Below are 22443 nucleotides of genomic sequence, written 5' to 3' on the forward strand. Positions count from 1 at the left end.
AGGGCTCGTGCCCCCTCAGCCGCCCAGCGCCCGCAGCGCCCGGTCCGCGTGGTCGTTCATGCTGACCTCACTGTGGATCACCTCGATGACCCGCCGGTCCGTGCCGATCACGAAGGTCATCCGCTTCATGCTCAACGGCCCCAACGGCACCCGCCGCTTGACCCCGAGCTGCTGCGCCACCACGCCGTCGGCATCCGACAGCAGCGGATAGTCGAAACCGTGCAGCTTGGAGAACTCCGCCTGCTTCGCCACCGGGTCGCGGCTGATGCCCACCCGCGACGCGCCCAGCGCCGTGAACTCCGCGGCGAGGTCCCGGAAGTGGCAGCTCTCGGCCGTGCACCCCCGGGTCATCGCCGCCGGGTAGAAGAACAGCACCACCGGCCCCGCCGCCAGGAACTCGGACAGTCGCCGCGGCGTGCCCGTCTCATCCGGCAGCTCGAAATCCTCGACCACGTCGCCGACACCCACACCCGCCACCGCGCACCTCCGTTGTCCGATCGAACGCGCGGTGAGCGTAAGCGATCACACCCAGAGAGCGGCCACCTCGTCCACCACCGCCGTGGCCTGGGCCCGCCCGGCCCGAGCCGCGCCCGCGCGCCGGGCCGGATCCAGCACGTTGCGGCCGATCGCCGTACGCGCCGCCGCGTCGGGCGTCACCACCGCCACCCGCGATCCGGCGGCCCGCAACCCCGCCACCTGCGCCGACAACCGGGGCATCGGCCCGAACGCCGCCGACGTCGGCGCGATCACCAGCACTCGTTGCGCGCCCGCCGCCAGGTCCGCGTTCACCGACGAGCGCATCCCCCCGTCGACGTAGCGGCGCGCCCCGACCGTCACCGGCGGCCACACGCCCGGCACCGCGCAACTGGCCCCCACCGCGTCCACCAGGGACACCTCGCCGTCACGGTCGAACACCACGAACTCGCCGGTGGCAGCGTCCACCGCCGTGACCAGCAGCCGCCGCTCCGGCCAGTCCCGGGCCGGCAGCCGGGCCTCGATCACCGTGCGTCGCGATGCCTCCGACTGGGTACGCGCCGCGAGCGCCATCGCCCCGATCCGGGCCCGTGAACGCGCCGCGTCCCGGGTACGCCCACCGGCCCACACCAGCCGCGCCAGCGTCAGGAAGCCCAGCCGTGCCGCCAACTCGCTCGACGGTGGCACAAGTTCCTCCTCGTAGAACCGCTCGACGGGCAACCCGGAACACACCTGCGCGCCGACGACCGAACCCGCCGACGTGCCCACCACCAGGTCCGCCTCGGTGACCGGCACGCCCCGCTCGATGAGCCCCGCCAGCAGCCCCAGCTCCCAGGCCACACCGGTCACCCCGCCACCACCGAGCACCAACGCCCTGTGCATGTGACTCTGCTTCCTTGTTATCGCTCATTTCTGAGCGCTTCGGATGATTCGCTCTCCGCCCGGCGGGCCGGGCTGGAGTCCGGGAGCGGCAGTCTGCTCCGGTGGCGATCGGCCCGCGCCTGCACGATCTGCTTCACCACGAGGTACGGGGTGTGCAGGGTGATGTCGGGATCACCATGTCGTCGCAGGACGTTGATCGCGGCGTTCACGTCGGCCTGCCACACCACCCCGCACGAGGTGCAGTGAAGCCGGTCCCCGGCGCGGCGGCCGAGGCAGCCGCAGCGGTGACAGACTTGTGAGGTGTAGGCGGCGTTGACGTGCACGAGCACAGAACCTCTGCGCTCCGACACATTCTTCAGCGCCCGCGCGGTGACTCCCTTGGTCCACGCGGCGAGACGGCGATTAGTGTTCCTGCCGAGCGATTTGCGCCCGGTGAACGTCTTGGTCAGGTCTTCGGCCACCACGACGCCAGCCTTGTCCACCACCTGGTGCACGGCGGTGAAGATCTCCGTGCGCACCCGCGCCTGGTGACAACCGGCCTGCCGGTCACGCTTAATCGCGCCCAGGTTGTTGCGGGCAATACGGTCAGCTTTGGCGTGGTTGCCACGCTGAGCGGCGGTGTTGGCGACTGACCGCAATTTCGCACGGTGGCGGTTTCGTTCCTTGAGGCGGTCGGACTCTGTGGTCAACAGGTGACCGAGACCTTCGCCGTGGTAGTCGCCGTCGGAGTCGGTCAGCGTCTCCGTGTAGCCCTTGTCCACGCCGATCGTCGCCTCACCACACGGCCGCTGCGAGGTCTTCATCGTGGCGGCGTCGATCTGATAGTGGATCTCCACCCGGTCGCCGCGCAGGATCAGCCGCAAGGTGCCTGTCGGGGCGACGATGGTGTTCAGCGGGATGCGGACCAGTTGCCGTCGCACGAGGCCGGGTACGGCCAGCCACAACCGCCCACGTGAGTCGACACGCGTGTTGTGCTGGTCAGCGCGCACCACGATCTGATTGCGGGTGCGGTTGTGCCCCCGCCGCCAGCGCGAGCGCATCAACCGCGACAGATACGGGTCCTCCGCCCACCGATCAGCTTTGAGTAGACCGAACAGCCGCCTACGCTCGGCAGGGTCGCTGGTATGGCGTCGGATGGCTTTGCGCGCCGGCACCTTCGCGGCTTCGAAGGTCGCCGTGATGTCGGCCATCGCGTCGCGGACGGTCTCCTTCCACGCGTTGGCCAGCACCCCGAACTGGCGGTGGGTGCCTTCGGCCAGCCAGCGGTCGCGGACCTGCCGGTCGGTGAGCCAAGCACCGCCAACCGAGGCGTAGCGCTGCCACACCTCGGAGCGCACCCGCCCCAGCCGCCGAGCCTGCTCAACGAGCGCGGCGTACTTGCCAGCGTTGAGCCGGTGTGAGTAGGCGATCCGGGTCGTCTTCACGCCGGATCCTCGGTCAGGTCCATTGAGGTGAGCTGCTTCTCGTGGCGGCATACTTCATACGGGCGGCGGGAGGAGGTCTGCACGATCGCCAGTAGGTCCTGCACCAACCTTTACTGGAACGGATGACGATCGTGACTCCCGCCTTCCACCGCCGGATGGTCGACGTCAACCGCCTCACCCGGTTGGTGAGCTCCCCGATCCGGTAAACGCTAATCATTAGGCCCACATGTAGCCACTTCCGGTCAAGAAATCAACCCCTAGAGTCGCTGCTCCTCTCGACGACCGACCCGCGCCGGTCACGGTAGCGTCGGCGCGACCCGTACGCAGCAGTGGACGACTCCAGGGAGGGCGCTATGGCACCCGTCACCGTCATCACCGGCGGCGGTCGCGGCATCGGTGCGGCCACCGCCCGCCGCCTCGCCGGGGCCGGGCATCACGTCGCCCTGTGCTACCGCCGTGACGATGCCGCCGCCGCTGCCGTCCTGGCCGACCTGCGTGCCGCGGGCGCACAGGCCATCGCGGTACGCGCCGACACCACCGACCCCCACCAGGTCGCCGAGTTGTTCGACGCTGCCACGCAGCTCGGCCCGCTCACCGGCCTGGTCAACAACGCCGGTGTCACCAGCCTCATCGGGCCCTTCACCGAGCTGCGCGTCGAGGACCTGCGCCGGGTCGTCGACGTCAACTTCGTCGGTTACGTCCTCTGCGCCCAGCAGGCCGCCCGTCGGCTGAGCGACGGCGGCGCGATCGTCAACGTCTCGTCGGCCGCCGCGACTCTCGGCAGCCCCGGGGAGTACGTGCACTATGCGGCGGTGAAGGCCGCCACCGACACCCTGACCGTGGGTCTGGCCAAGGAGCTCGCCCCAAGGGGCATCCGGGTCAACGCCGTCGCACCGGGCCTCGTGCGCACCGACATCCACGCCGACTCCGGCGTACCCGATCGCGCCGACACCGCTGTCGGTCGCATCCCGCTGGGCCGTGCCGGCGAACCCGACGAGATCGCCGCCGCCATCGCCTGGCTGCTCGGCCCGGATGCCTCGTACGCCACCGGGACGGTGCTGCGTGTCTCCGGCGGTTTGTGAGCGGGGTGCCGCGCCGGGCGCGGCACCCCGTCCGCGCCTCAGTTGGTGAACAGTTTCGCTGCCGTGACCAGCGTCTGCGCCACCCCGTAGCCGAGCAGCGCCGCCACCACCAACCAGGAGATCCACAACCGGGCCTGCTGCCCGTGTCGGCTGTCGTCGCTCATCGCGTGCCGCTCCTCTCCGCCGTCGCGTCCTCGTCCACGCTCTGCTCCGCCGGTGGCTCGTGGTAGCGCTGCGGCACCGGCCGCACCAGCAGGTTCGCCACGAAGCCCACGGCCAGCACACCCACCATCGTGAACAGCGCCGGCCGGTAGGCCGCGGCCGTCAACGTGCCCGGTTTGCCCTGCGCGTCGAGGAACCCGTTGACGATCAGCGGGCCCGCGATCCCCGCCGCCGACCAGGCGGTCAGCAGCCGGCCGTGGATCGCGCCGACCTGGAATGTGCCGAACAGGTCCCGCAGGTACGCCGGCACCGTGGCGAACCCGCCGCCGTAGAACGACAGGATCACACAGGCCAGCAGCACGAACAGCGCCGTCGCGGTCTGTCCGACTAGGGCCAGTAGCGCGTACAGGACCATGCCGACGCCCAGGTACACCATGTAGATCGGCTTGCGGCCGATGACGTCCGAGGTGGACGACCACGCGAACCGGCCGGCCATGTTGAACAGTGACAGCAGACCCACGAAGCCGCCGGCCGCCGCGACGGTCACCGCCGAGGTGCCGTTGTCCCGGAAGAAGTCCTGGATCATCGGGCTGGCCTGTTCCAGGATGCCGATGCCGGCCGTGACGTTGCAGAACAGCACGACCCACAGCAGCCAGAAGGAACGGGTCTTCACCGCGTTCGCCGCCGACACGTTCGCCGTGGTGACCAGCGGTTTCGACGCGACACTGGCGGGGTCGAAGCCGGCCGGCCGCCAGCCCTGCGCCGGCACCCGCACGTTGGCCACCCCGAACATCATGATCACGAAGTAGCCCAGGCCGAGCGTCACGAACAGCCACACCAGGGCGCTGCCCGACGCCGTCGAACCCGCGTTGGACGGGTCATAGCCGGGGTCGTAGAACGACAGCAGTTGCCGGGACAGGGGAGAGGCGACCATCGCCCCGCCGCCGAACCCCATGATCGCCAACCCGGTGGCCAGGCCCGGCCGGTCCGGGAACCACTTGATCAGGGTGGAGACGGGGGAGATGTAACCGATTCCCAGACCGATGCCGCCGAGCAGCCCGTAGCCCAGATACAGCAGCCACAGTTGCGTCGTGGCGATGCCGAGCGAGCCCACCAGGAAGCCCGCCGCCCAGAAGCAGGCGGAGACGAACATCGCCTTGCGCGGTCCGTTCGCCTCCACCCAGGTCCCGGCGATCGCGGCGGATAATCCCAGCATCACGATCGCGATGCTGAAGATCACCCCGATCGCGGTCTGGCTGGTGTCGAAGTGGGCGATCAGCGAGTTCTTGTAGACGCTGGTCGCGTAGACCTGGCCGATGCAGAGGTGGATGGCCAATGCCGCCGGGGGTATGAGCCACCGGCTGTAGCCGGGTGGCGCGACGGTGTGCCGACGATCGAGTGCGGAAAGCATGCGCTGCTTCCTCTCCAATGCGGACGAGAAACGTCCCGCACAACGTGCCCACACAAGATGCGGTCGGCAAACCTCACCATCGCCGGACGGTAGCTGCGCTGAGCTGAGCGGTCAGTCAGCCCAAAAAAGATCGACTCCCGGTCGGCGACATGGGGGGTGTCCCCAGGCGCGGGACACCCCCCCATGTCGGCGATCCGGAATCGATCAGCAGCTATCGCAGGTCCGGGGTGTGCCAGTCGCTGGCGAGCGTGTCCGCGTCCGCCGGACCCCAGGTGCCCTTCTCGTACGACTGCACCGCGGCCGGGAGATCCAGGATCGGCTCGACGATGCGCCATTCCTGCTCGATCGTCTCCTCGCGCGCGAAGCGCAGGTGCTGACCATCCATCGCGTCGTCGAGCAGCCGCTCGTAGGCCTCCTGCCGGCGGCCGAGAGCCGCGCCGAAGTCGACGGACAGGTCCACCGGACGGCTGGTCACCTCGGCACCCGGGCTCTTCGCCTGGATCGACATCGTGATGCCGTCACCGCGGCCGAGCCGGAACCGCAGCAGGTTCGCGGGTGCCTCGGCCCCACCCTCGGCGGGGATGAGGGAACGCTGTGGCTGCTTGAACTCGACCACGACCTCGGTCGCCGTGCCCGGGAGGGACTTGCCGGTCCGCAGGTAGAAGGGCACGCCCGCCCAGCGGGGGGAGTCGACCGTCAACCGGGTGGCGACGAACGTCTCCGTGTTCGAGTCCGGCGTGACGCCGGGCTCGTCGCGGTAGCCGGCGTACTGCCCCCGGACGGTGGTCTGCGGCGAGAGTGGCTCGATCTGCCGCAGCACCGCGACCTCCGCGGCGTTGAACGCGTCGGTGTCGTCGGCGACGGGCGCCTCCATCGCGATGAGCGCGACGACCTGCAGGATGTGGTTCTGCAGCACGTCCCGGGTGGCGCCCACCGTGTCGTAGAAGCCGGCGCGGCCCTGGGTGCCGAAACCCTCGGCGAGGGTGACCTGGATGTTGTCGATGTGCTCGTTGTTCCACAGCGGCTCGAACAGCCGGTTGGCGAACCGGAAGGCGTAGAGGCCCTCGACGGCTTCCTTGCCGAGGTAGTGGTCGATGCGGAACACCCGCTCCGCGTCGAAGGCCGCGCGCAGCGTGCGGTCCAGCTCGCGGGAGGACTCCAGGTCACGCCCGAACGGCTTCTCCACGATCACCCGGCCGCGGTCGGCGAGGCCGGCCGACGCGAGGCCCTCGACGACGGCACCGAACACCGCCGGAGGGATCGCCAGGTAGAAGACGGGCCGCTCGGCGTCCCGCAGGCGCTCAGCCAGCCGCTGGTAGGTGACCGGGTCCGCGTAGTCGCCGGAGATCATCGAAAGGTTGTCCGCCAGCCGGTCGAAGGTCTCGTCGTCGACCTCGTTGTTGGCTTCGGTGACCGACTTGCGGGCCGTGGTGACGAGCTGCTGATCATCCCAGGGGGAGCGGGCCACGCCGATCACCGGGACGTCGAGGCGCCCGCGCCGGGTCAGCTCGTACAGCGCCGGGAACAGCTTCTTCGAGACGAGGTCCCCCGTGACGCCGAACAGCACTACCGCGTCTGAGCGCTTGTCCATGGCACTTCCATTCGATCATCTGATCCTGATCTTCCGAACGGACAACGGTCCGGCCCGCTGCGAGAATTCCCCGTGAGCGGCGCGCGTGAGGTCGGCGACAGCGGCGACCTCCACGTTAAGGAAGGTTTACAGTTCGCGGGTGGCGCGATTAACGTATGGGCCTGATCGAAACACGTCAATCACGACGAGGCCTGGAGGCGCCCATGCGTCGCACCGTCACGCGACTACTGGCCATGACCGCGCTCGCACTACCACTCATCCTGCCCGCGACCCCCGCCACCGCCGCACCCACCACACCGGCCCGACAACTGGCCGACGTCATCCCCGCGCCGGTCGAAACCCGACCCGACGCCCGCGGCACCTTCCAGATCAGCCCTCTGACCGTCATCCGCACCGCACCCGGCTCGGTCGACGCCTGGCAGGTGGGCCGCCAACTCGCCGACACCCTGCGCCCCGCCACCGGCTACCCCCTGCCCGTCCTGCCCGTCCGCGCCACCCCACTGCCGGAGATCGCCCTGCTCATCGGGGGTGCGGACAGCCGCGTCGGCCAGCAGGGCTACCAACTCGACGTCACCCGCCGCGGCGTGACGATCCGGGCCAACACCCCCGCCGGCCTGTTCGCCGGCACACAGACACTGCGCCAACTGCTCCCCGCCGACATCGAGTCACCCCAACGGCAGCGCACCACCTGGACGGTCCCCGGCGGACGGATCGTCGACTACCCACGCTTCTCGTACCGGGGCGCGATGCTCGACCTCGCACGGCACTTCCACACCGTTGACGAGATCACCGCCTACGTGGACCTGCTCAGCCAGTACAAAATCAACTACCTGCACCTGCACCTGACCGACGACCAGGGCTGGCGCATCCAGATCGACTCCTGGCCCCGCCTGACCAGCGTCGGCGGCGGACCAGGCACCGGAGTCGACGGCGTCGGCCCCGGATACCTCACCAAGGCCGACTACAAGGCCGTCGTGGCCTACGCCGCCGCACGACACATCACCATCATCCCCGAGATCGACATGCCCGGGCACACCAACGCCGCCCAGTCGACGTACCCCGAACTCAACTGCGACGGCGTCGCACCACCACCGCGCACCGACACCGCCGTCGGCTACAGCTCGCTGTGCATCAACGACGAACTCACCTACCGGTTCGTCGAGGACGTCATCCGTGAACTCGCCGCCATCACACCCGGACCGTTCCTGCACATCGGCGGCGACGAGGCCCACGCCACCACCGACGAGGACTACCGCACCTTCATGCAGCGCGTCCTGCCCCTGGTCAGCAAGTACGGCAAACGCGCATACGGGTGGAACGAGATCATGCAGGCCGACCCGCCCACCGACGCCGTCGCCCAGTTCTGGGGCACCGGCACCACCAACACCGACCTCGCCGAAGCCGCCGCCCGCGGCAACAAGGTCATCATGTCGCCGGCCAACAAGGCGTACCTGGACATGAAGTACGACCGCAACACCCGCCTCGGACTGAGCTGGGCCGCCTACATCGAGGTCTCCGACGCGTACGGCTGGGACCCCGCCACCCGCGTCGCCGGCGTCGGCGAGAACGCCGTCCTCGGCGTCGAAGCCCCCCTGTGGTCCGAAACGCTGCGCAGCCTCGACGACATCGAGTACATGGCCTTCCCACGCCTGCCCGCCATCGCCGAACTCGGCTGGTCCACAACCGCCAGCCACAACTGGGAATCGTTCCGGACCCGACTGGGGCAGCAGGCACCCCGCTGGCGTCTGCAACAGGTCGACTTCTACCCGTCACCCCAGGTGCCGTGGCGCTGAGTCGCACACCCCGTCCCACACCTTCGCGGGCACCGGCCGGTGCCCGCGAAGGCCGGGAAACCCCTCACCGAGCGGCAATCATGGCGGTGGCCCCGACCAGGATCCGCGCACCGGCCGGACCCGGCCGGGCAGAGGCGGTGATCGTCGCCGGTTCGCCGAGGACGTCACCCATGTCGACGGACAACCGGCTGAAGCCACTGCCGGACATGCGAGCGGCCAGACACGCCGTGCTGTTCACATTGGCGACGTCCTCGGCAACCCCGATCGACGGCGCGAACATCCGAGCCGACACCCCACCCGAGCGGGTGGGCGCCGAATAGACGTAGCAGCCGAGCAGCCCCAACCGATCACACACCGCGCGGAGCCGATCGGGGCGCGGACCGAGGGCGGCGACCGCATCGGGCGTACGGACCGGCACCAGGATCCGAGCCCGGCCCAGCGTGGCCACACACGCCCCGGCGAGCAGCTGACCGGGGGCGACACCGAGGGCGTCCACGACAGGCCCGATCTCGGCCGAGGTGGCGTCGCGTACGACCACCGGACCCGGGTCGAACTCGGCGTGGAACAGAGCGCCGGCCCGGACCGCCCGGCCGACGAAGGTACGACCCGACACCCGCAACCTGAACTCCTGCTCCGCACCAGGACGTTGCGCGGCGAGGAACGCCACGGCGGCAACCGTCCCGTGCCCGCACGCGGGCAGTTCCCCCTCGGCGGCGAAGAACCGCAGGCCCACGGGCTCGTCGGCCGCCGCCCGCCGCACGAACACGGCATGCGAGGCCCCCACGCGGCCCGGCACCTGGCTCCGATCGGCGTCGGTCAACACGTCGGCCATGGTGGGGGAGCCGGACTCCTCGACGACGGCCGTGGGGCTGCCGCCGCGCCCATCCCGAAGACAGGCGCGGACGGTGGTGATCACCGGCGAGTTCGCGCCAGCGGCCTGCGCCAGCCCGTCGTCATCGCGCCAGCCCGCCCGTGAGAGGTTGTCGCTCGGTGCCATCGCCATCATCTCCCGTGAGGACTCGACCATGAACCTGGCGTTCGACCAATCAGCGGGGACCGGACCGGAGGTGGTGTGCCTGCCCCTGTTCAGCATGACCCGCACCGCCACGGCTGCCGCCTTCGGCCCGGCCTTCGCCGGTGCCGGTCTGCGAGAGACGTACCTGGACCTGCCCGGCCACGGAGACACCCCCGCCACCTGCCCACCCACGTCCCAGGCGGTGCTGGACACCGTGTGCGAGTGGCTCGACCAGCACCTCGACGAACCCGTCCTGCTCGCCGGTGGCTCCTACGGCGCCTACCTCGCCGCCGGCATCGCACGCCAACGACCCGAACTCGTCCGCGGCCTGCTGCTCGTCTGCCCGGGCATCACCATCGCGCGGGAAAGTCGGAACCTGCCCCAAGAGCCGCCGCTCGCCGCCCCCATGGGTTGGCTCGACGCCGCCCCCGCCGCACTGCACGACCACCTCGACGCCGCCCTGGGCCATCGCAGCGCAGCCGTCGTCACGACGGTGCTCGCGGCACTGAACTCCGGTGGCCCCGGCGACGCGACGTTCCAGGAGAGCCTGCAGACGGGCCCCGACTACGCGCTGCCCGACGAGAGTGCCGACTTCGTCTTCGACGGCCCGGTCACTGTCGTCACCGGCCGCCAGGACGGGATCGTCGGCTACGCCGACCAGTTCCGCGCCATGCGCCACTATCCCCGGGGCACCTTCACCGTGCTCGACGCCGCCGGCCACTACCTGCCGTTCGAACAACCCACGATGCTGCGTTCCCTCACCCAGGACTGGCTGCACCGTACGCGCGGCTAGGAGCTTCTCCGGGACACATCCGCGATGGTGAGGATCACCCGCTCGGTGCTGCCGACCGTGGGTCGATTGGCCTTACGTGGTCGGAGTTCGCCTGCGCTGCCGGTACGCGGCCGCCTTGGCCCGGTCTCCACAGCCGCGCATGCCGCACCAGCGCCGCCGCGCGCCCCGCGACCGGTCGACGAACGCTCGGGTGCAGTGCTCGTCGGCGCACCAGCGCAGGGCGAGACGATCGTCACTGGCGTGCAGTTCCAGACAGTCACGCGCGAGGACCGCGAGGACGGCGTCCAGGTCGCCGGTGCGGTGCACCCCGTCGACCTCCAGACGCAACGCGGGTAGTGGCCCTGCCGCCGCCTCATTGACCAGCTCGCGGTCTGCCGCGACCGCGTCAGCACCGCCGATCAGGGCTTTGACCAGGCGGAACATCGCTTCTCGGAGCGCCTTCGTGTGTCGTAGACCCGCATCGTCCACAGGAGGCGGCCGGTCGACGATGCCGGCCTGGACGGCCCAGTTCGCGAAATCTCTCGGGGCGGTCAGCTGCTCGACGTCAGCGTGCCCGCGCTCGGCGAGCGTGGGAAGGAAGTCCAGTACCGGCCGATCGGCGATGAACTCGAACCTCACGTCACCATATTGACCGGTGACGTGAGGCGATGCAAGAGTGGTTCGATGGCATCACCGGCTGAACAGGTGACGAGAGTGGATCCCGGTACCCGCCGCAACGGCGGTCGGCTGGCCCACTATCTGGCCGCGGCACTACTGGCACGTACCGCTGACGAAGGCGCACGTGTCGCGCTGCTGATCTTCGCCCTGGATCGGACGGGCAGCGCCGCCATCGGCGGAACGTTGGTCGCGACCCTGCTCATCCCACATGTCGTTGCCGCGCCCCTGGTCGGCGCGCTGGTCGACCGGTCGCGACGCCCGGCAGTGGTGCTCGCCGGCGCGACTGCCGTCTTCGGTGGCGCCCTCGCGGCCCCGGTCGCCCTGCTCGGTCACGCGCCGCTGTGGCAGACCTGTCTCGTCCTCGCGTTGGCGGGGTGCGGCGGGCCGGCGGTGACCGGCGGGCTGACCAGCCGGTTGGCCCCGCTGGCCGGACCCGGGCAGGAGGCTCGCGCCTTCGCACTGGACTCGTTGACCTACAGCGTCGCCGGCATGGTCGGGCCGGCGGCGGTCGGCCTGCTGGCGGCGATTGCCAGCCCGAGCACCGCCCTTCTCGCGCTAGCGGTCGCCGCCGGGCTCGGCGCACTCGGCGTCGCATCCCTGCGCCTGGTCGCCTCCGGCACCGCGGCGGAGCCGACACGAGCGACCGACCTGTTCCACGGCGTCCGCGCGATCGTCCGGGTTCCGGCCCTGCGAACGATCACCCTCGCCACCAGCTTCGGCCAACTGGGCCTCGGCGGTCTCGCTGTCGTCGCCACCACCCTGGCTGCCGCCGCGCACGAACCCACACGGGCCGGACTGCTCCTCAGCGTGACCGCCGCAGGCGCGTTCGTGGGCTCACTGCTCTGGGCCTGGCGGCCGCTGCCGGCGTCCCGTGCGCCGGGCGTGACGGTCTGGGCCATGGTCGCGACGGGCGCACCTCTCGCGCTGGCCGCCGCGGCGCACTCCCTGCCGCTGACCGCGGCGTTGTTCGCGCTGTCGGGGCTCTGCACCGGACCGCTCGCCGCAGCGCTGTTCCTGGCCCGCAACCAACTGGCTGCCGAGGCGATCCGTACGCAGGTGTTCACCATCGGCGCCGGGCTGAAGGTAGCGGCCTCCGCGATCGGCGCCGGCCTCCTCGGCCTCGCCGCCCACCTGCCGGCGAGCGCCCAACTGCTGCTGGTCGCCGGCTTTCCGATCCTCGCGGGGATGGCGGGCGGCGTGCTGCTGCGCCGTCAGCGGCCGGGGGAGAGGGGACGTATCGATGCTTGCTGAGTTTCTTTCACAAGCGTAGGAAGAACACCACCACCACTCATCGTCGGCCCCTGCATCGATCCGCCGTCCAGCGTCGAAGGAGATGCGTGTGACCACATCCAGAGGCCTCCGTCTCGCCGTGTCCGTGCTGGTGACTGCGAGCACGGTCCTGCTCGGCCCGGCAGCCGCCGCGGCACCGCCAGCGACTCCCGAACCGACCGGGCACCGGTCCTGCGACCCGATCGACCCGACCGCCTGCCTGCTGCCGTTCCCGAACGACTACTTCACCGTGCCGGACCGGACCAGCCCCACCGGCAAGCGGGTGCGGTTCGCGGCCACCGCGATGCCCGCGAACGTGCAGGGAGCCCCGATCGACCCGACAGAATGGAACCGGCAGGACGGCTTCAGCCCCGGCTCACCGATCCTGGTACGCGTACCCGGCCTCGACGCCGCGGCGACCGGGATCGCGCCGGTCACCGACATCGGCCGCTCGCTGGCGCCGGACGCGCCGATCGTCCTGCTCAACGCCAAGACCGGCAAGCGCACGCCGTACTGGGCCGAGCTGGACGCGCACGCCGCAGGCCAGCCCGACCGGCAACTGCTGATCATCCGGCCGGCGGTGGCACTGGCCGAGGGCACCCGATACGTCGTCGGCCTGCGCGGCCTGCGCGACGGCACCGGAGCGTCGATACCCGCGCCAAAGGCGTTCACGGCGTACGTGACCGGTGCCGGCCTCGGGCATCGGGACGAGCGCGTGCCGCAGATGAGGCGGATCCTCGCCGATCTGACCCGGACCGGCGTCCAGCGGCACAGCCTCTACCTGGCCTGGGACTTCACCGTGGCCAGCCGGCAAAGTCTGACCGGGCGGATGCTGGCGGTCCGGGACGACGCGTTCGCCGACCTCGGCCGGGCCGCGCCGCCGATCACCGTCACCCAGGTGACCGACTATCCACCGGAGCAGGATCCGCTGATCGCCCGGCAGGTGACCGGCACCATCGGCGTACCGTCCTATCTGACCGGCAACGGCGGGCCCGGCTCCCGACTGCACTACGGGCCGGCCGGCGGCGCCGGGACGCCGCCAACACCGAACGCCCTGCCCACCCCGTCCGGCGCGACCGGGGCGGCGGACTTCGTCTGCAACATCCCGCGCAGTGCCTCCGCCGGTAGACCGGCGCACCTCTCGCTCTACGGCCACGGGCTGCTCGGCAGGCCGACCGAGATCAACGCCGGCAACGTCAGGACGATGTCGAACACCCACAACTTCACCTTCTGCGCGACGAGTTGGATCGGCATGGCCGCCGCCGACGTCCCCTATGTGGCGGGCGCCTTCACCGACCTCAGTGCCTTCCCCGCGGTGGCGGACCGGTTGCAGCAGAGCTTCCTGAACTTCCTCTTCCTGGGCCGCGCGATGATCCACCCGGACGGGTTCGCCGCCCACCCGGCATTCCGGGACGCCACGGCACGGCCGCTGATCAACCGCGCCGGCGGGCTGTACTACGACGGCAACAGCCAGGGCGGCATCAACGGGGGAGCGCTCACCGCCATCGCCCAGGACTGGACCCGCTCGGTGCTCGGCGTACCGGCGATGAACTACTCCACGCTGCTGCAACGCAGCGTGGACTTCGCCCCGTTCCAGTCCGTGCTGGACGGCTACTACCCGGACAAGGTCGACCAACAGCTGATCCTCGCGCTGCTGCAGATGTTGTGGGACCGCTCCGAGGCCAACGGTTACGCCCAGCACATGACCGACCGGCCGCTACCGCGCACCCCGGCGCACCAGGTGCTGATGCACGTGGCCTTCGCCGACCAGCAGGTCTCACCCGCCGCGGCGGAGGTCCAGGCGCGCACCATCGGCGCCCGCCTGCACACCCCGGCGCTCGCCGACGGCTGGTCACTGGATGTGCGGCCGTACTGGGGCATCGCGCCGATCCGCAGCTACCCGTACACCGGCTCGGCGATCGTGATCTGGAACAGCGGCGCGGCCCACGCGCCACCGCCGACCAACCTCGCTCCGGCCGGCCCGGAGTACGGGGAGGATCCGCACGAGTTCCCGCGCGCCCAGGCCGGGGCCCAGAAACAGAAGGCGGTCTTCCTACTCACCGGCAGGGTCATCGACGTCTGCGCGCGGACGCCGTGCCCCATGACGCCGTAGGCGAACGCGCCGGCAGGGCCCGCCGGGAGCACCGTCCCGGCGGGTCCTACGGTCGTGGTGTCATCCCGATGAGAAGGGCGTCGAGTACGCGCTCGACGTACTCGTGGGTCAGTGGCTCCTGCGTGATGAGGAACCTGAAATACAGCGGGCCGGACAGGATCGCCATGGCCACGTCCAGGTCGAAGTCGGGGGAGAGTTGTCCCTGCTGCTGGGCTTTCCGCAGCCGGGCGACGGTCCGTTCCGCCTGGGGGCGGATGAAGCGTTCGTTGAGCGCGGCGGCCACCATGGGATCGTGCTGGGCTTCGCCCAACAGGGCCCGGAAGAGGGGGCCCTGTGGCGGCTGGCCCAACAGATCGACGGCCGCGCGGATCTGTTGGCGCAGGTCGGCCACGATGTCGCCGGTGTCGGGGTAGTCGAGTCCGGGTTCGCCGGAGGTGAGCACCGCGTCGAGGAACAGAGCGCCCTTGGAGGGCCAGCGACGGTAGATCGTGTGCTTGCCGACGCCGGAGCGGGCCGCGACCCCCTCGATGCTGAGTTTGGCGTAACCGACTTCCTGCGCCAGTTCCAGCGTGGTGCGCATGATCGCGCGGGTCCGGTCGGCGGCCCTGGTGAGTTGGTCGTCGGTCATGCGGCCACTCTATCGGCACGGCACGTGCCGTTGACAATTACCGAGCGCGTGGCCAGACTGAGCGCACTCAGGAGCGGCACGGCACGTGCCGTTCCACACCCCGAGCGCCTGCTCGAGAAGGGAACCACCATGACCGAGACACTGAGCTGGAGCGCCGACAGTGACGTGCGCAGCCCGGGGGACCAGGGCGTACGGGACCCGGCTGGCCGGCGCTTCGACGAGCCGCTCGGCCTGGAACGCTCGATGACGCTGCCGGAGGAGGCCCTGCGTCTCCGCGTCGCCATGAGCCACCTGGGGGAGTCCGGCAGCTATCCCGATCCGGCCCCGGCCTGGGACCTGATGCCCCGCTCTGTCGGCCCGGCGGGCAGGGTGATCGTCTCGGCCGGCGACATGGCCCGCTTCGCCCGGATGCACCTCGATGGTGGCCTCGCGCCCGACGGCACCCGTGTTCTCTCCGCCGATGCCGTCGCCGCCATGCGGCACCGCGAGGTCGACGTGCCGGACAAGTGGACGGTGAGCGCCGACGGGTGGGGTCTGGGCTGGACGCTCTACGACTGGGACGGCATCACCGGCTACGGTCACGACGGTGCGGCCATCGGCCAGTACGCGTACCTGCGTGTCGTCCCGCACGCGAACCTCGCCCTGGTCCTGATGACCAACGGCGGCGCCGCCCGCCTGCTCTACGCCGACCTGTTCCGCGACCTGCTCGCCGAACTCGCCGACGTCACGATGCCCGCGCCGTTCGCCCCGGCCACCACGCCACCCCCGATCGACCTGGCACCGCTGCTCGGCACGTACCGGCGTGAGGGTGTCGTCGTCACCGTCTCCCGCGACGACGACGGCGCGCCGCACATGCGCTACGAGTTCGTCGACGACATGGCGGACATGTCACCGCCGCTGGAGATGAACCTGGAACCGGTCACCGAGACGGTCTTCGCCGCCTCCGGGGCGGGCCCGTCGTTCAGCGAGGACTACATGCCGGTGGTCTTCTCCACCCTCACCAACGGCACCCAGGTCTGCTACCTGGGTATGCGCGCCACCCCCAAGGTCGCCTGACAAGCAGTCACAACCATGAGTTTGGAGAGGATCTCCAGTTGACACCTGATCCTATGGCCGTTCACCCATTGCCGGCGCATGAGCGCATGGTCTTCCTCAAGCCGCTGGTCACCTCGCCCAAGATCGTGGTGGGCGAGTACACCTACTACGACGACCCCGACGGCGCCACCGGCTTCGAGCACCGCAACGTGCTCTACGGCTACGGCCCGGAACGGCTGATCATCGGCAAGTACTGCGCAATCGCCACAGGCGCCCGGTTCCTGATGGCCGGTGCCGACCACCCGACGATGGGCGTGTCGACGTTCCCGTTCACCATCTTTGGTGGTGAGTGGACCGAGCGGACCCTCGATATCGTCACCGCCATGCCCAGCCGGGGCGACACTGTCGTCGGCAATGACGTCTGGTTCGGCTACCAGGCCACCGTCATGCCGGGCGTACGGATCGGCGACGGGGCCATCATCGCGGCCGGTGCGGTGGTCACCGCCGACGTGCCGCCGTACACGATCGTCGGCGGTAATCCAGCCAAAGCGATCCGGCGCCGCTTCGAGGAGGCGGACATCGACCGGCTGCGTCGCGCCGCCTGGTGGGACTGGCCCGTTGACCTGGTCACCGAACACACGCACACGATCATGGCCGGCATGCCCGCCGACATCGAGCGCATCGCCAAAGAGAACGGACTGGAGCAAACCCCGTGACACCCGGATCCATCCACGAGTACGTCGTGGCCGACACCGCTAGCGGTCCGTACGCGATCACCACCGGCCCCGATGATGCGCTGTGGTTCACCATGGTCCACAGCGGGCGGATCGGCCGGCTGGTCCCCGGTGACGAGCCCACCAGCCACCAACTCGATCCGGCGTCCGGGCCTACCATCATCGTCACCGGGCCTGATGGGGCGCTCTGGTTCACCGAGTACCAGGCGCACCGCATCGGCCGGATCACCACCGAGGGCGAGGTCACCGAGTTCTCGCTGCCCACCCCGGGCTGCGGACCGTTCGGCATCGCGGCTGGCCCCGACGGCGCCCTGTGGTTCACCGAGACCACCGCCGACCGCATCGGCCGGATCACCACCGACGGCCAGGTCACCGAGTTCCCGCTCCCGGACACCGGAGCATTCCCGTCCGGGATCACCGCCGGAGCCGACGGCGGGATGTGGTTCACCCTGAACCAGGCCAATGCGATCGGGCGGATCGGCATGGACGGCGCGGTCACCGTCCACCCGCTGCCGACCGCGGCCGCCGCGCCGGTGGGCATCGTCGCGGGCCAGGACGGCGCCCTCTGGTTCGTCGAGATCGCCGCCGGTCAGATCGGGCGGATTACCCCCAACGGCTCGATCCTGGAGTTTCCGCTGCCCGACCGCGCCGGCCGACCGCACGCCATCACCAGCGGCGGCAACGGCAACCTGTGGTTCACCGAGTGGGGCGGCAACCGCGTCGGTTCGATCACTCTCGAAGGCGCTGCCGAGCTGCACGACCTACCGACACCACGCTCCGAGCCGCACGGCATCACCCTCGGTCCCGACGGCGCGCTTTGGGCGGCATTGGAAATCGGTGCCCTCGCCCGGATCACCGTCACTCCGGATGCCCTACCCCAGGGCGAGAGAAGACCATGACCGTCAGGTTCAACACCCTGATCACGGCAAAAAGGCTTTCCAAGCCGCTCTTCACGACGAGATCGAGCGTCTGCGCAGGCAAGTCACCGGCGACGGCGTCGTGCGACGGCTGCCAGAAGCCACGAACCACATCGCGCCCTTCGGCTCGTGTAGTTAGGGCCGGTCGCGGTTCGTGACACGGGTCCGTCGGCGGTCGCGGTGAAGGACCGGGCGAGGTCGTGGCGGTTCCGCTCGAACCCAGGTGGTTTCCCGTTCGCGCCGTCCGTCGACGGCGCGAACGGGACCCGGCTCAGCTAAGCGGGCCGAAGATCTCGGTACGGTCGAAGTCGGCATCCATGGTGTCCAGCACCGCTCCCAGTTGCTTCTCCTCGTACTTGAAGTGCGTCTCCATGACCGCCTCGATCCCGTCCAGGTGACGGTGTGCCACCTCCGGGTCGGTCGAGTCGGCCACCGCCGCCTGTAATCCACCGATGAGGTGCTCAATCATGTTGTGGTCCTGAGTCAGCTTCGCGACCACCGGCGCCAGGTCGGGTCGCGCCCGTACCAGTTCCGGGAACAGCGAACCGTCCTCGGCGCGATGATGGCCGGACAGGGCAGCGCAGAACCCGTGGCAGAACAACAGCAGGTCGTTGGCGGCGTCGGCGGGGTCGCCGCCGTCCAGTCCCGCCCGCGCCAGCGCCAACGCATTGCGCAGCTTGCCGTGCACCCGCTGTAGTTCTCCGCTCCAGGCGGTGACGCGGTCAGTCGACAAGAACGCCCTCCCGTCGCAGCCAGGCAGCGCACGCGGTCGTCCAGGACGCGGTGTGCGGCTCGCGCGCAATGAACTTATGCGGCTCGCCGCCGTATTCCACGCCGTCGGCCAAACCGATGCCGTGGCTGCCGCCCGGGTAGACGTGCAACTCCACCGGTACCGCGGCGGCCGCCAGCGCCCGGGTCCACTCCAGGGCGTTGGGCAGGCCCGGCGGGTCCTGAGCGGTGGCCCATACAAAGGTCGGGCACACCGACGCGTCCACATGCTTGGCCGGGGATAGCTCGTCCTTGATCGGCAGCAGGTCGCCGAGCAGCTTCTCGACCACCGGCGGCGGCAGCAGGTCGAGGTCGGCCAGCGCGTAGGCCAGGATCGCGAAGTCCGGTCGGGGCGGGTCGGCGACGCCCTCCTCGATGGACAGGACCCGGCCGGTCATGAGCAGGCCGGCGAGTTGGCCGCCCGCGCTTGATCCGACGACGCCGATTCGGCCGACGTTGAGGCCGTGGTCGCCGTTGCGGATGTGGTCCAATCCGGCCCGGGCGTCTTCGAGCGGGGCCGGGAACCGGTCCGGCAGCAGCCGGTAGGACAGGACGAAGGCGTGGATGCCGAGGCCGGACAGCCAGCGCGCGTAGCCTTCGCCCTCGTGCGGTGGAAGTTCCCGGAAGCCGCCGCCGGGCAGGACGAGGACGGCGGGTCGGGGGCCGAAGAACCGGTCCTCGGCGGGGTAAAGCGTGATCTTCTGTGAAATTGGGGTGGGAATGGCCGTAGCCACCTTCCGGTACGACGCCTCCATGCCTGACGATCATCCGCCACCGGCACGCGACGCTGCTGGCACTATAACCGCGACCCCAGATGGGCCGGCACCTGGTCGTGACCGTGCGGCCCACGAGCCGGCCGCCGGACTGGCTGATCATCGGAAGCCCGTGACATGACCGCCGATGAGGCGGCCGAGTGCGCCCGATGGGAGGCTGATCATGACTGACGAGAGGGACGAACCCTCGCTGGCCTGCAGGACGGTTAGGCCCTGCTGAAGGCCCTCGGGGGGATGAGGGGCCGACGGCCGGCCGCCGTTGCGCCGCAGGCTTGTGGCGCGGCCAGGAAGTGCTGACTCATTACGATGCGTAGTAGCGACACGATCGCCAGCGACCAACCGCCAGTCCACAGTGCCTCAACCCACACCAGAACACTGAGGCGATGGCTCAACTTATTGAGAGTGGCTCGGGCTAGATGAGAAGGGACAACAGGGGCGGCGCCGGCCGCTGTCGTCAGCCTGGACGCGGCCACCGATCCTGATTCGATAATGCACATTATGTAAAGTCGCGTTATCTGGCGGTCCCCTCACCGTGGACGAGCAGCCACTATTCGCGCGCCAGTCCTGGCGGCAGCGCGTCGTCATCGGGCCCCACGCGGCGGGCGTTCACCAGCGGGTTGCGGTGCAGAGCCGCGACGAGGGCGACGCTGGCGCCGATGTCGGTCCAGGTGTCGTCCCAGAGGGCGGAGACCAGCCAGGAGCGATCCGCGGGAAACAACAGGTCTGGCAGCGGCCCGTCACCACGCGAGTGACCGGTCCGCCAGCCCAGGGCCTGCTCGGGTCCGGCTTCGACCAGCACGTAGGGCCAGTCCCCGTACAGGAACACCCGCGGAGCACGCGGGAAGACGACGTCGTGGGCGCCGGTCTCGAGAAAGCCCAGCCACCAGGGCTGGTCCGGGGTGTACGCGGCGAGTTCGTCGACCACGGCGCGCTCGTGGTCGACGAAGCTGACGCCGTCGGGCGGATAGAAGGTGGCGTACGCGTCGAACACCGGCGGAATCGCCGCGGTGATCGAGACTCCCTGTGTGGTGCGGTCGGCGAGCCAGGCGACGTCGCTGGCCGTCCCGATCCGCCACACCCGACCGTCCCTGACGAAGTCCCTGGGGTCCGTCGACACCGGTGCGTCACCCGCATCGCTACCCCCGGCGACAACGGTCGGCGTTGCCCAGGGAGCCCACCCGGGACGGTCGGCCGCCCGCCACGCGTGCCCCTCGGGGCAGACCCAGCCAATGGGTTCGTCGGGCTCCCGGTACACCGTCGGCCTGCCGGACCGGCCACAGTCGGGACAGGTGGCGGCTGGTGACGTCATACCGGGCACGGTACGTGTTTCTCGATCAGCGCGACTCGGTCCCGCACCGATCCGGGCGGCACGTCGACCAGCCGGTGCCCGTACGCCTCGTACACCTCCTGATGCACCTGGGCGAAGGCGAGCGACTCGGCGTAGCTGATCCGGCGCGCGGCGGTGCGTCGGATGAAGCCCAGCGGAGCGGTCAGGAACACCAGCGGCTGGTAGGTCCCCGTACTGGTGATCCAGTCGATCTCGGCGGCGAGGTCGGGGCCGACGCCACGGCCCAGGTGTCGTGCCAGCGCGAGGGTGCACAACGGTGAGCGGTCGTGGATCTGCACGCCGCCGTGCGCGTCGGCCGCGAGTCGGCGGTGTCGCTGCAGGCGCGCGACGGCGTCGAGGAAGTCGGGTTCCTGCCAGGGTTCGGCGCAGCCCTTCGCCTGCCGGGCCGCGATGATGTCGGTTGCCGCCTCCCGGATGACCAGGTGTCCGCGGCGGCTCAGTGCCTCGATCAGTGTGGTCTTGCCGGCTCCCGGGGCTCCGGTCAGGACGTAGCGCCGCGGTTCGGTCATCGCACTCCCCCTGTTCCCCGCTTCCGGGAAACCCGAAAATGCTGCATAATATCCGTTATGCATGACAAACAGGACGAATCGCTCATGGCGTTGATCGAGGAGTTCCTGACCGCCCGGGCCACCCGCAAGCCCTCCCCGCACACCTTGGCGGCGTACCGCCGGGACCTGCACGCGGTGGCCACCCTGGTCGCCGAGGCCACTCCCCTCCCCCTGGACGCACTGTTGATCACCGGCCTCTCCCCCCGGGTGATGCGGGCCGCCTTCGCCCGGTTCGCCGGGCCCCGGGCGCCCGCGTCGGTGCACCGCGCCTGGTCCACCTGGAACAGCTTCTTCACGTTCCTGGTGGCCGACGGGATCGTGGCGGGCAACCCGATGCCGGCGGTCGGCCGACCCCGGGCGCTACTCCCCCAGCCGAAGCCGTTGCGTGGCGCGGACACCCCCGAGGTGCTGCTCGCCTCGGCCGCCCGTGACGACGGTCGGCAGCGCGACCCGTGGCCGGAGCGGGACGTTGCGGTGTTGGCGGTGGCGCTCTGCGCCGGGCTGCGGCTGTCGGAGCTCCTCGCGCTGCGGGTCGGCTCGCTGGTTGGCCGGCCCGGTGAGCGGCGGGTCGAGGTGGCCGGGAAGGGCGGTCGGCCCCGGGTGGTGCCGATCGAGGCGGATCTGGACCGGGTGCTGATGGACTACCTGGCCAGTCGGGCGCGGCGCTTCGGTTCGCGGTCGGTACGCCCCGACTCGGCGTTACTAGTGGATCGGCACGGTGAGCCGCTGCGCCGTGGTGGACTCCAGTATCTCGTGGAGTCCTGTTATCGGCGCGCTGGTATCGGTGACCGGGTGCCGCGCGGCGCGCGGTTGCACGCGTTGCGGCACACCTTCGCGACCCGGCTGGCGGAGGACGGGGCGAGCGCTGCGGAGATCATGCGGTTGTTGGGGCACGCGTCGTTGGCGTCGTCGCAGACGTACATCGAGGTGACGGCCGGGCAGCAGCGCGACGCGGTACGGGCCAACCGGACCAACCGCGCGTTGGCGGGTCTGGTGCCCACGGACCTGGGTTGAGGGCTTGTTTCA

The 22443-nt window shown here is 70.2% G+C and carries 22 protein-coding genes; 9 read left to right on the top strand and 13 right to left on the bottom strand.

The features are described from left to right. Positions 1–15 precede the first annotated feature (15 nt). From JOD64_RS31675 to JOD64_RS31685, 3 genes are read right to left on the bottom strand one after another with little or no spacing between them, the layout of a single operon-like run. A complete protein-coding gene (locus JOD64_RS31675) occupies positions 16–477 on the bottom strand; it encodes a peroxiredoxin (RefSeq protein WP_307813857.1) in 462 nt (153 codons plus the stop codon). A gap of 45 nt (positions 478–522) precedes the next feature. Further along, positions 523–1356 carry a patatin-like phospholipase family protein gene (locus tag JOD64_RS31680; RefSeq protein WP_204945641.1) on the bottom strand — a complete coding sequence of 278 codons (834 nt, stop codon included), beginning with the start codon at positions 1354–1356 and terminating at the stop codon, positions 523–525. Positions 1357–1373: 17 nt separating this feature from the next. Further along, positions 1374–2780 (bottom strand): RNA-guided endonuclease TnpB family protein, encoded by a 1407-nt coding sequence (locus tag JOD64_RS31685; RefSeq protein ID WP_204945642.1) that lies wholly within the window; start codon positions 2778–2780, stop codon positions 1374–1376. Between the two features lie 353 nt (positions 2781–3133). Between JOD64_RS31685 and JOD64_RS31690 the strand changes: the two genes are divergently transcribed. Then, positions 3134–3862 carry an SDR family NAD(P)-dependent oxidoreductase gene (locus tag JOD64_RS31690; protein ID WP_204945643.1) on the top strand — a complete coding sequence of 243 codons (729 nt, stop codon included), beginning with the start codon at positions 3134–3136 and terminating at the stop codon, positions 3860–3862. Between the two features lie 38 nt (positions 3863–3900). Here JOD64_RS31690 and JOD64_RS33650 read toward each other — a convergent pair whose 3' ends face one another. From JOD64_RS33650 to zwf, 3 genes are all read right to left on the bottom strand, one after another. After that, the gene (locus JOD64_RS33650; protein ID WP_275581618.1) at positions 3901–4026 is read right to left on the bottom strand and encodes an MFS transporter small subunit; all 126 of its coding nucleotides are present in this window, start codon (positions 4024–4026) and stop codon (positions 3901–3903) included. Beyond that, positions 4023–5435, bottom strand: coding sequence for an OFA family MFS transporter (locus JOD64_RS31695; RefSeq protein WP_204945644.1), 1413 nt, complete (start codon positions 5433–5435; stop codon positions 4023–4025). The genes JOD64_RS33650 and JOD64_RS31695 overlap by 4 nt, the downstream gene beginning before the upstream one ends. 211 nt (positions 5436–5646) lie before the next feature. Further along, positions 5647–7026, bottom strand: coding sequence for a glucose-6-phosphate dehydrogenase (gene zwf, locus JOD64_RS31700; protein WP_204945645.1), 1380 nt, complete (start codon positions 7024–7026; stop codon positions 5647–5649). 203 nt (positions 7027–7229) lie between these two features. Between zwf and JOD64_RS31705 the strand changes: the two genes are divergently transcribed. Then, positions 7230–8819 carry a beta-N-acetylhexosaminidase gene (locus tag JOD64_RS31705; RefSeq protein ID WP_204945646.1) on the top strand — a complete coding sequence of 530 codons (1590 nt, stop codon included), beginning with the start codon at positions 7230–7232 and terminating at the stop codon, positions 8817–8819. A 64-nt stretch (positions 8820–8883) separates the two neighbouring features. Here the strand turns inward: JOD64_RS31705 and JOD64_RS31710 are convergent, their stop codons facing one another. After that, positions 8884–9816, bottom strand: a complete 933-nt coding sequence (locus tag JOD64_RS31710; protein WP_239559743.1) for a PhzF family phenazine biosynthesis protein — start codon at positions 9814–9816, stop codon at positions 8884–8886. Between the two features lie 28 nt (positions 9817–9844). Between JOD64_RS31710 and JOD64_RS31715 the strand changes: the two genes are divergently transcribed. Continuing rightward, positions 9845–10627: an alpha/beta fold hydrolase gene (locus JOD64_RS31715; protein WP_204945647.1), complete on the top strand. Its 783-nt coding sequence runs from the start codon at positions 9845–9847 to the stop codon at positions 10625–10627. Positions 10628–10699: 72 nt separating this feature from the next. Here JOD64_RS31715 and JOD64_RS31720 read toward each other — a convergent pair whose 3' ends face one another. Next, positions 10700–11245 (bottom strand): CGNR zinc finger domain-containing protein, encoded by a 546-nt coding sequence (locus JOD64_RS31720; RefSeq protein ID WP_204945648.1) that lies wholly within the window; start codon positions 11243–11245, stop codon positions 10700–10702. A gap of 75 nt (positions 11246–11320) precedes the next feature. Between JOD64_RS31720 and JOD64_RS31725 the strand changes: the two genes are divergently transcribed. Both JOD64_RS31725 and JOD64_RS31730 read left to right on the top strand, forming a co-directional pair. Beyond that, positions 11321–12535, top strand: a complete 1215-nt coding sequence (locus JOD64_RS31725; RefSeq protein ID WP_204945649.1) for an MFS transporter — start codon at positions 11321–11323, stop codon at positions 12533–12535. 88 nt (positions 12536–12623) lie between these two features. Then, complete coding sequence (locus JOD64_RS31730) at positions 12624–14666, top strand: hypothetical protein (RefSeq protein ID WP_204945650.1); 2043 nt, start codon at positions 12624–12626, stop codon at positions 14664–14666. A 46-nt stretch (positions 14667–14712) separates the two neighbouring features. On the opposite strand, the gene JOD64_RS31735 is transcribed toward JOD64_RS31730, so the two are convergent. Further along, positions 14713–15294 (bottom strand): TetR/AcrR family transcriptional regulator, encoded by a 582-nt coding sequence (locus JOD64_RS31735; protein ID WP_204945651.1) that lies wholly within the window; start codon positions 15292–15294, stop codon positions 14713–14715. A gap of 129 nt (positions 15295–15423) precedes the next feature. On the opposite strand from JOD64_RS31735, the gene JOD64_RS31740 reads away from it, so the two are divergent. Genes JOD64_RS31740 through JOD64_RS31750 form a run of 3 tightly spaced genes read left to right on the top strand, consistent with a single transcriptional unit; the run spans position 15424 to position 17962 of the window. After that, positions 15424–16350: a serine hydrolase domain-containing protein gene (locus tag JOD64_RS31740; protein WP_204945652.1), complete on the top strand. Its 927-nt coding sequence runs from the start codon at positions 15424–15426 to the stop codon at positions 16348–16350. A 53-nt stretch (positions 16351–16403) separates the two neighbouring features. Next, on the top strand, positions 16404–17045 hold the full coding sequence (locus JOD64_RS31745) for a CatB-related O-acetyltransferase (RefSeq protein WP_275581873.1): 642 nt from the start codon (positions 16404–16406) through the stop codon (positions 17043–17045). Beyond that, positions 17042–17962 (top strand): Vgb family protein, encoded by a 921-nt coding sequence (locus tag JOD64_RS31750; protein ID WP_239559744.1) that lies wholly within the window; start codon positions 17042–17044, stop codon positions 17960–17962. The genes JOD64_RS31745 and JOD64_RS31750 overlap by 4 nt, the downstream gene beginning before the upstream one ends. A 289-nt stretch (positions 17963–18251) precedes the next feature. Here the strand turns inward: JOD64_RS31750 and JOD64_RS31755 are convergent, their stop codons facing one another. The 4 genes from JOD64_RS31755 to JOD64_RS31770 form a co-directional block, all read right to left on the bottom strand. Further along, positions 18252–18713 (bottom strand): hemerythrin domain-containing protein, encoded by a 462-nt coding sequence (locus tag JOD64_RS31755; protein WP_204945653.1) that lies wholly within the window; start codon positions 18711–18713, stop codon positions 18252–18254. Then, complete coding sequence (locus tag JOD64_RS31760; RefSeq protein WP_204945654.1) at positions 18703–19503, bottom strand: alpha/beta hydrolase; 801 nt, start codon at positions 19501–19503, stop codon at positions 18703–18705. Before JOD64_RS31760 ends, JOD64_RS31755 begins: the two co-directional genes overlap by 11 nt. 565 nt (positions 19504–20068) lie before the next feature. After that, entirely contained in the window at positions 20069–20638 is a 570-nt protein-coding gene (locus JOD64_RS33325) for a hypothetical protein (RefSeq protein WP_239559745.1), read from the bottom strand. A gap of 188 nt (positions 20639–20826) precedes the next feature. After that, a complete protein-coding gene (locus JOD64_RS31770) occupies positions 20827–21378 on the bottom strand; it encodes an AAA family ATPase (protein WP_204945655.1) in 552 nt (183 codons plus the stop codon). Between the two features lie 57 nt (positions 21379–21435). Between JOD64_RS31770 and JOD64_RS31775 the strand changes: the two genes are divergently transcribed. Then, on the top strand, positions 21436–22431 hold the full coding sequence (locus JOD64_RS31775) for a tyrosine-type recombinase/integrase (RefSeq protein WP_204945656.1): 996 nt from the start codon (positions 21436–21438) through the stop codon (positions 22429–22431). Positions 22432–22443 lie beyond the last annotated feature (12 nt).

Origin of the sequence: Micromonospora luteifusca, assembly GCF_016907275.1 — a bacterium.
Lineage (GTDB): Bacteria > Actinomycetota > Actinomycetes > Mycobacteriales > Micromonosporaceae > Micromonospora > Micromonospora luteifusca.

Coding starts and splice junctions, on each gene's coding strand:
- JOD64_RS31690 (WP_204945643.1), top strand. CDS start 3,134: ATGGCACCCGTCACCGTCATCACCGGCGGCGGTCGCGGCATCGGTGCG.
- JOD64_RS31715 (WP_204945647.1), top strand. CDS start 9,845: ATGAACCTGGCGTTCGACCAATCAGCGGGGACCGGACCGGAGGTGGTG.
- JOD64_RS31705 (WP_204945646.1), top strand. CDS start 7,230: ATGCGTCGCACCGTCACGCGACTACTGGCCATGACCGCGCTCGCACTA.
- JOD64_RS31760 (WP_204945654.1), bottom strand. CDS start 19,503: ATGGAGGCGTCGTACCGGAAGGTGGCTACGGCCATTCCCACCCCAATT.
- JOD64_RS31695 (WP_204945644.1), bottom strand. CDS start 5,435: ATGCTTTCCGCACTCGATCGTCGGCACACCGTCGCGCCACCCGGCTAC.
- JOD64_RS31745 (WP_275581873.1), top strand. CDS start 16,404: ATGGCCGTTCACCCATTGCCGGCGCATGAGCGCATGGTCTTCCTCAAG.
- JOD64_RS31775 (WP_204945656.1), top strand. CDS start 21,436: ATGCATGACAAACAGGACGAATCGCTCATGGCGTTGATCGAGGAGTTC.
- JOD64_RS33650 (WP_275581618.1), bottom strand. CDS start 4,026: ATGAGCGACGACAGCCGACACGGGCAGCAGGCCCGGTTGTGGATCTCC.
- zwf (WP_204945645.1), bottom strand. CDS start 7,026: ATGGACAAGCGCTCAGACGCGGTAGTGCTGTTCGGCGTCACGGGGGAC.
- JOD64_RS31735 (WP_204945651.1), bottom strand. CDS start 15,294: ATGACCGACGACCAACTCACCAGGGCCGCCGACCGGACCCGCGCGATC.
- JOD64_RS31740 (WP_204945652.1), top strand. CDS start 15,424: ATGACCGAGACACTGAGCTGGAGCGCCGACAGTGACGTGCGCAGCCCG.
- JOD64_RS31770 (WP_204945655.1), bottom strand. CDS start 21,378: ATGACCGAACCGCGGCGCTACGTCCTGACCGGAGCCCCGGGAGCCGGC.
- JOD64_RS31680 (WP_204945641.1), bottom strand. CDS start 1,356: ATGCACAGGGCGTTGGTGCTCGGTGGTGGCGGGGTGACCGGTGTGGCC.
- JOD64_RS31710 (WP_239559743.1), bottom strand. CDS start 9,816: ATGGCACCGAGCGACAACCTCTCACGGGCGGGCTGGCGCGATGACGAC.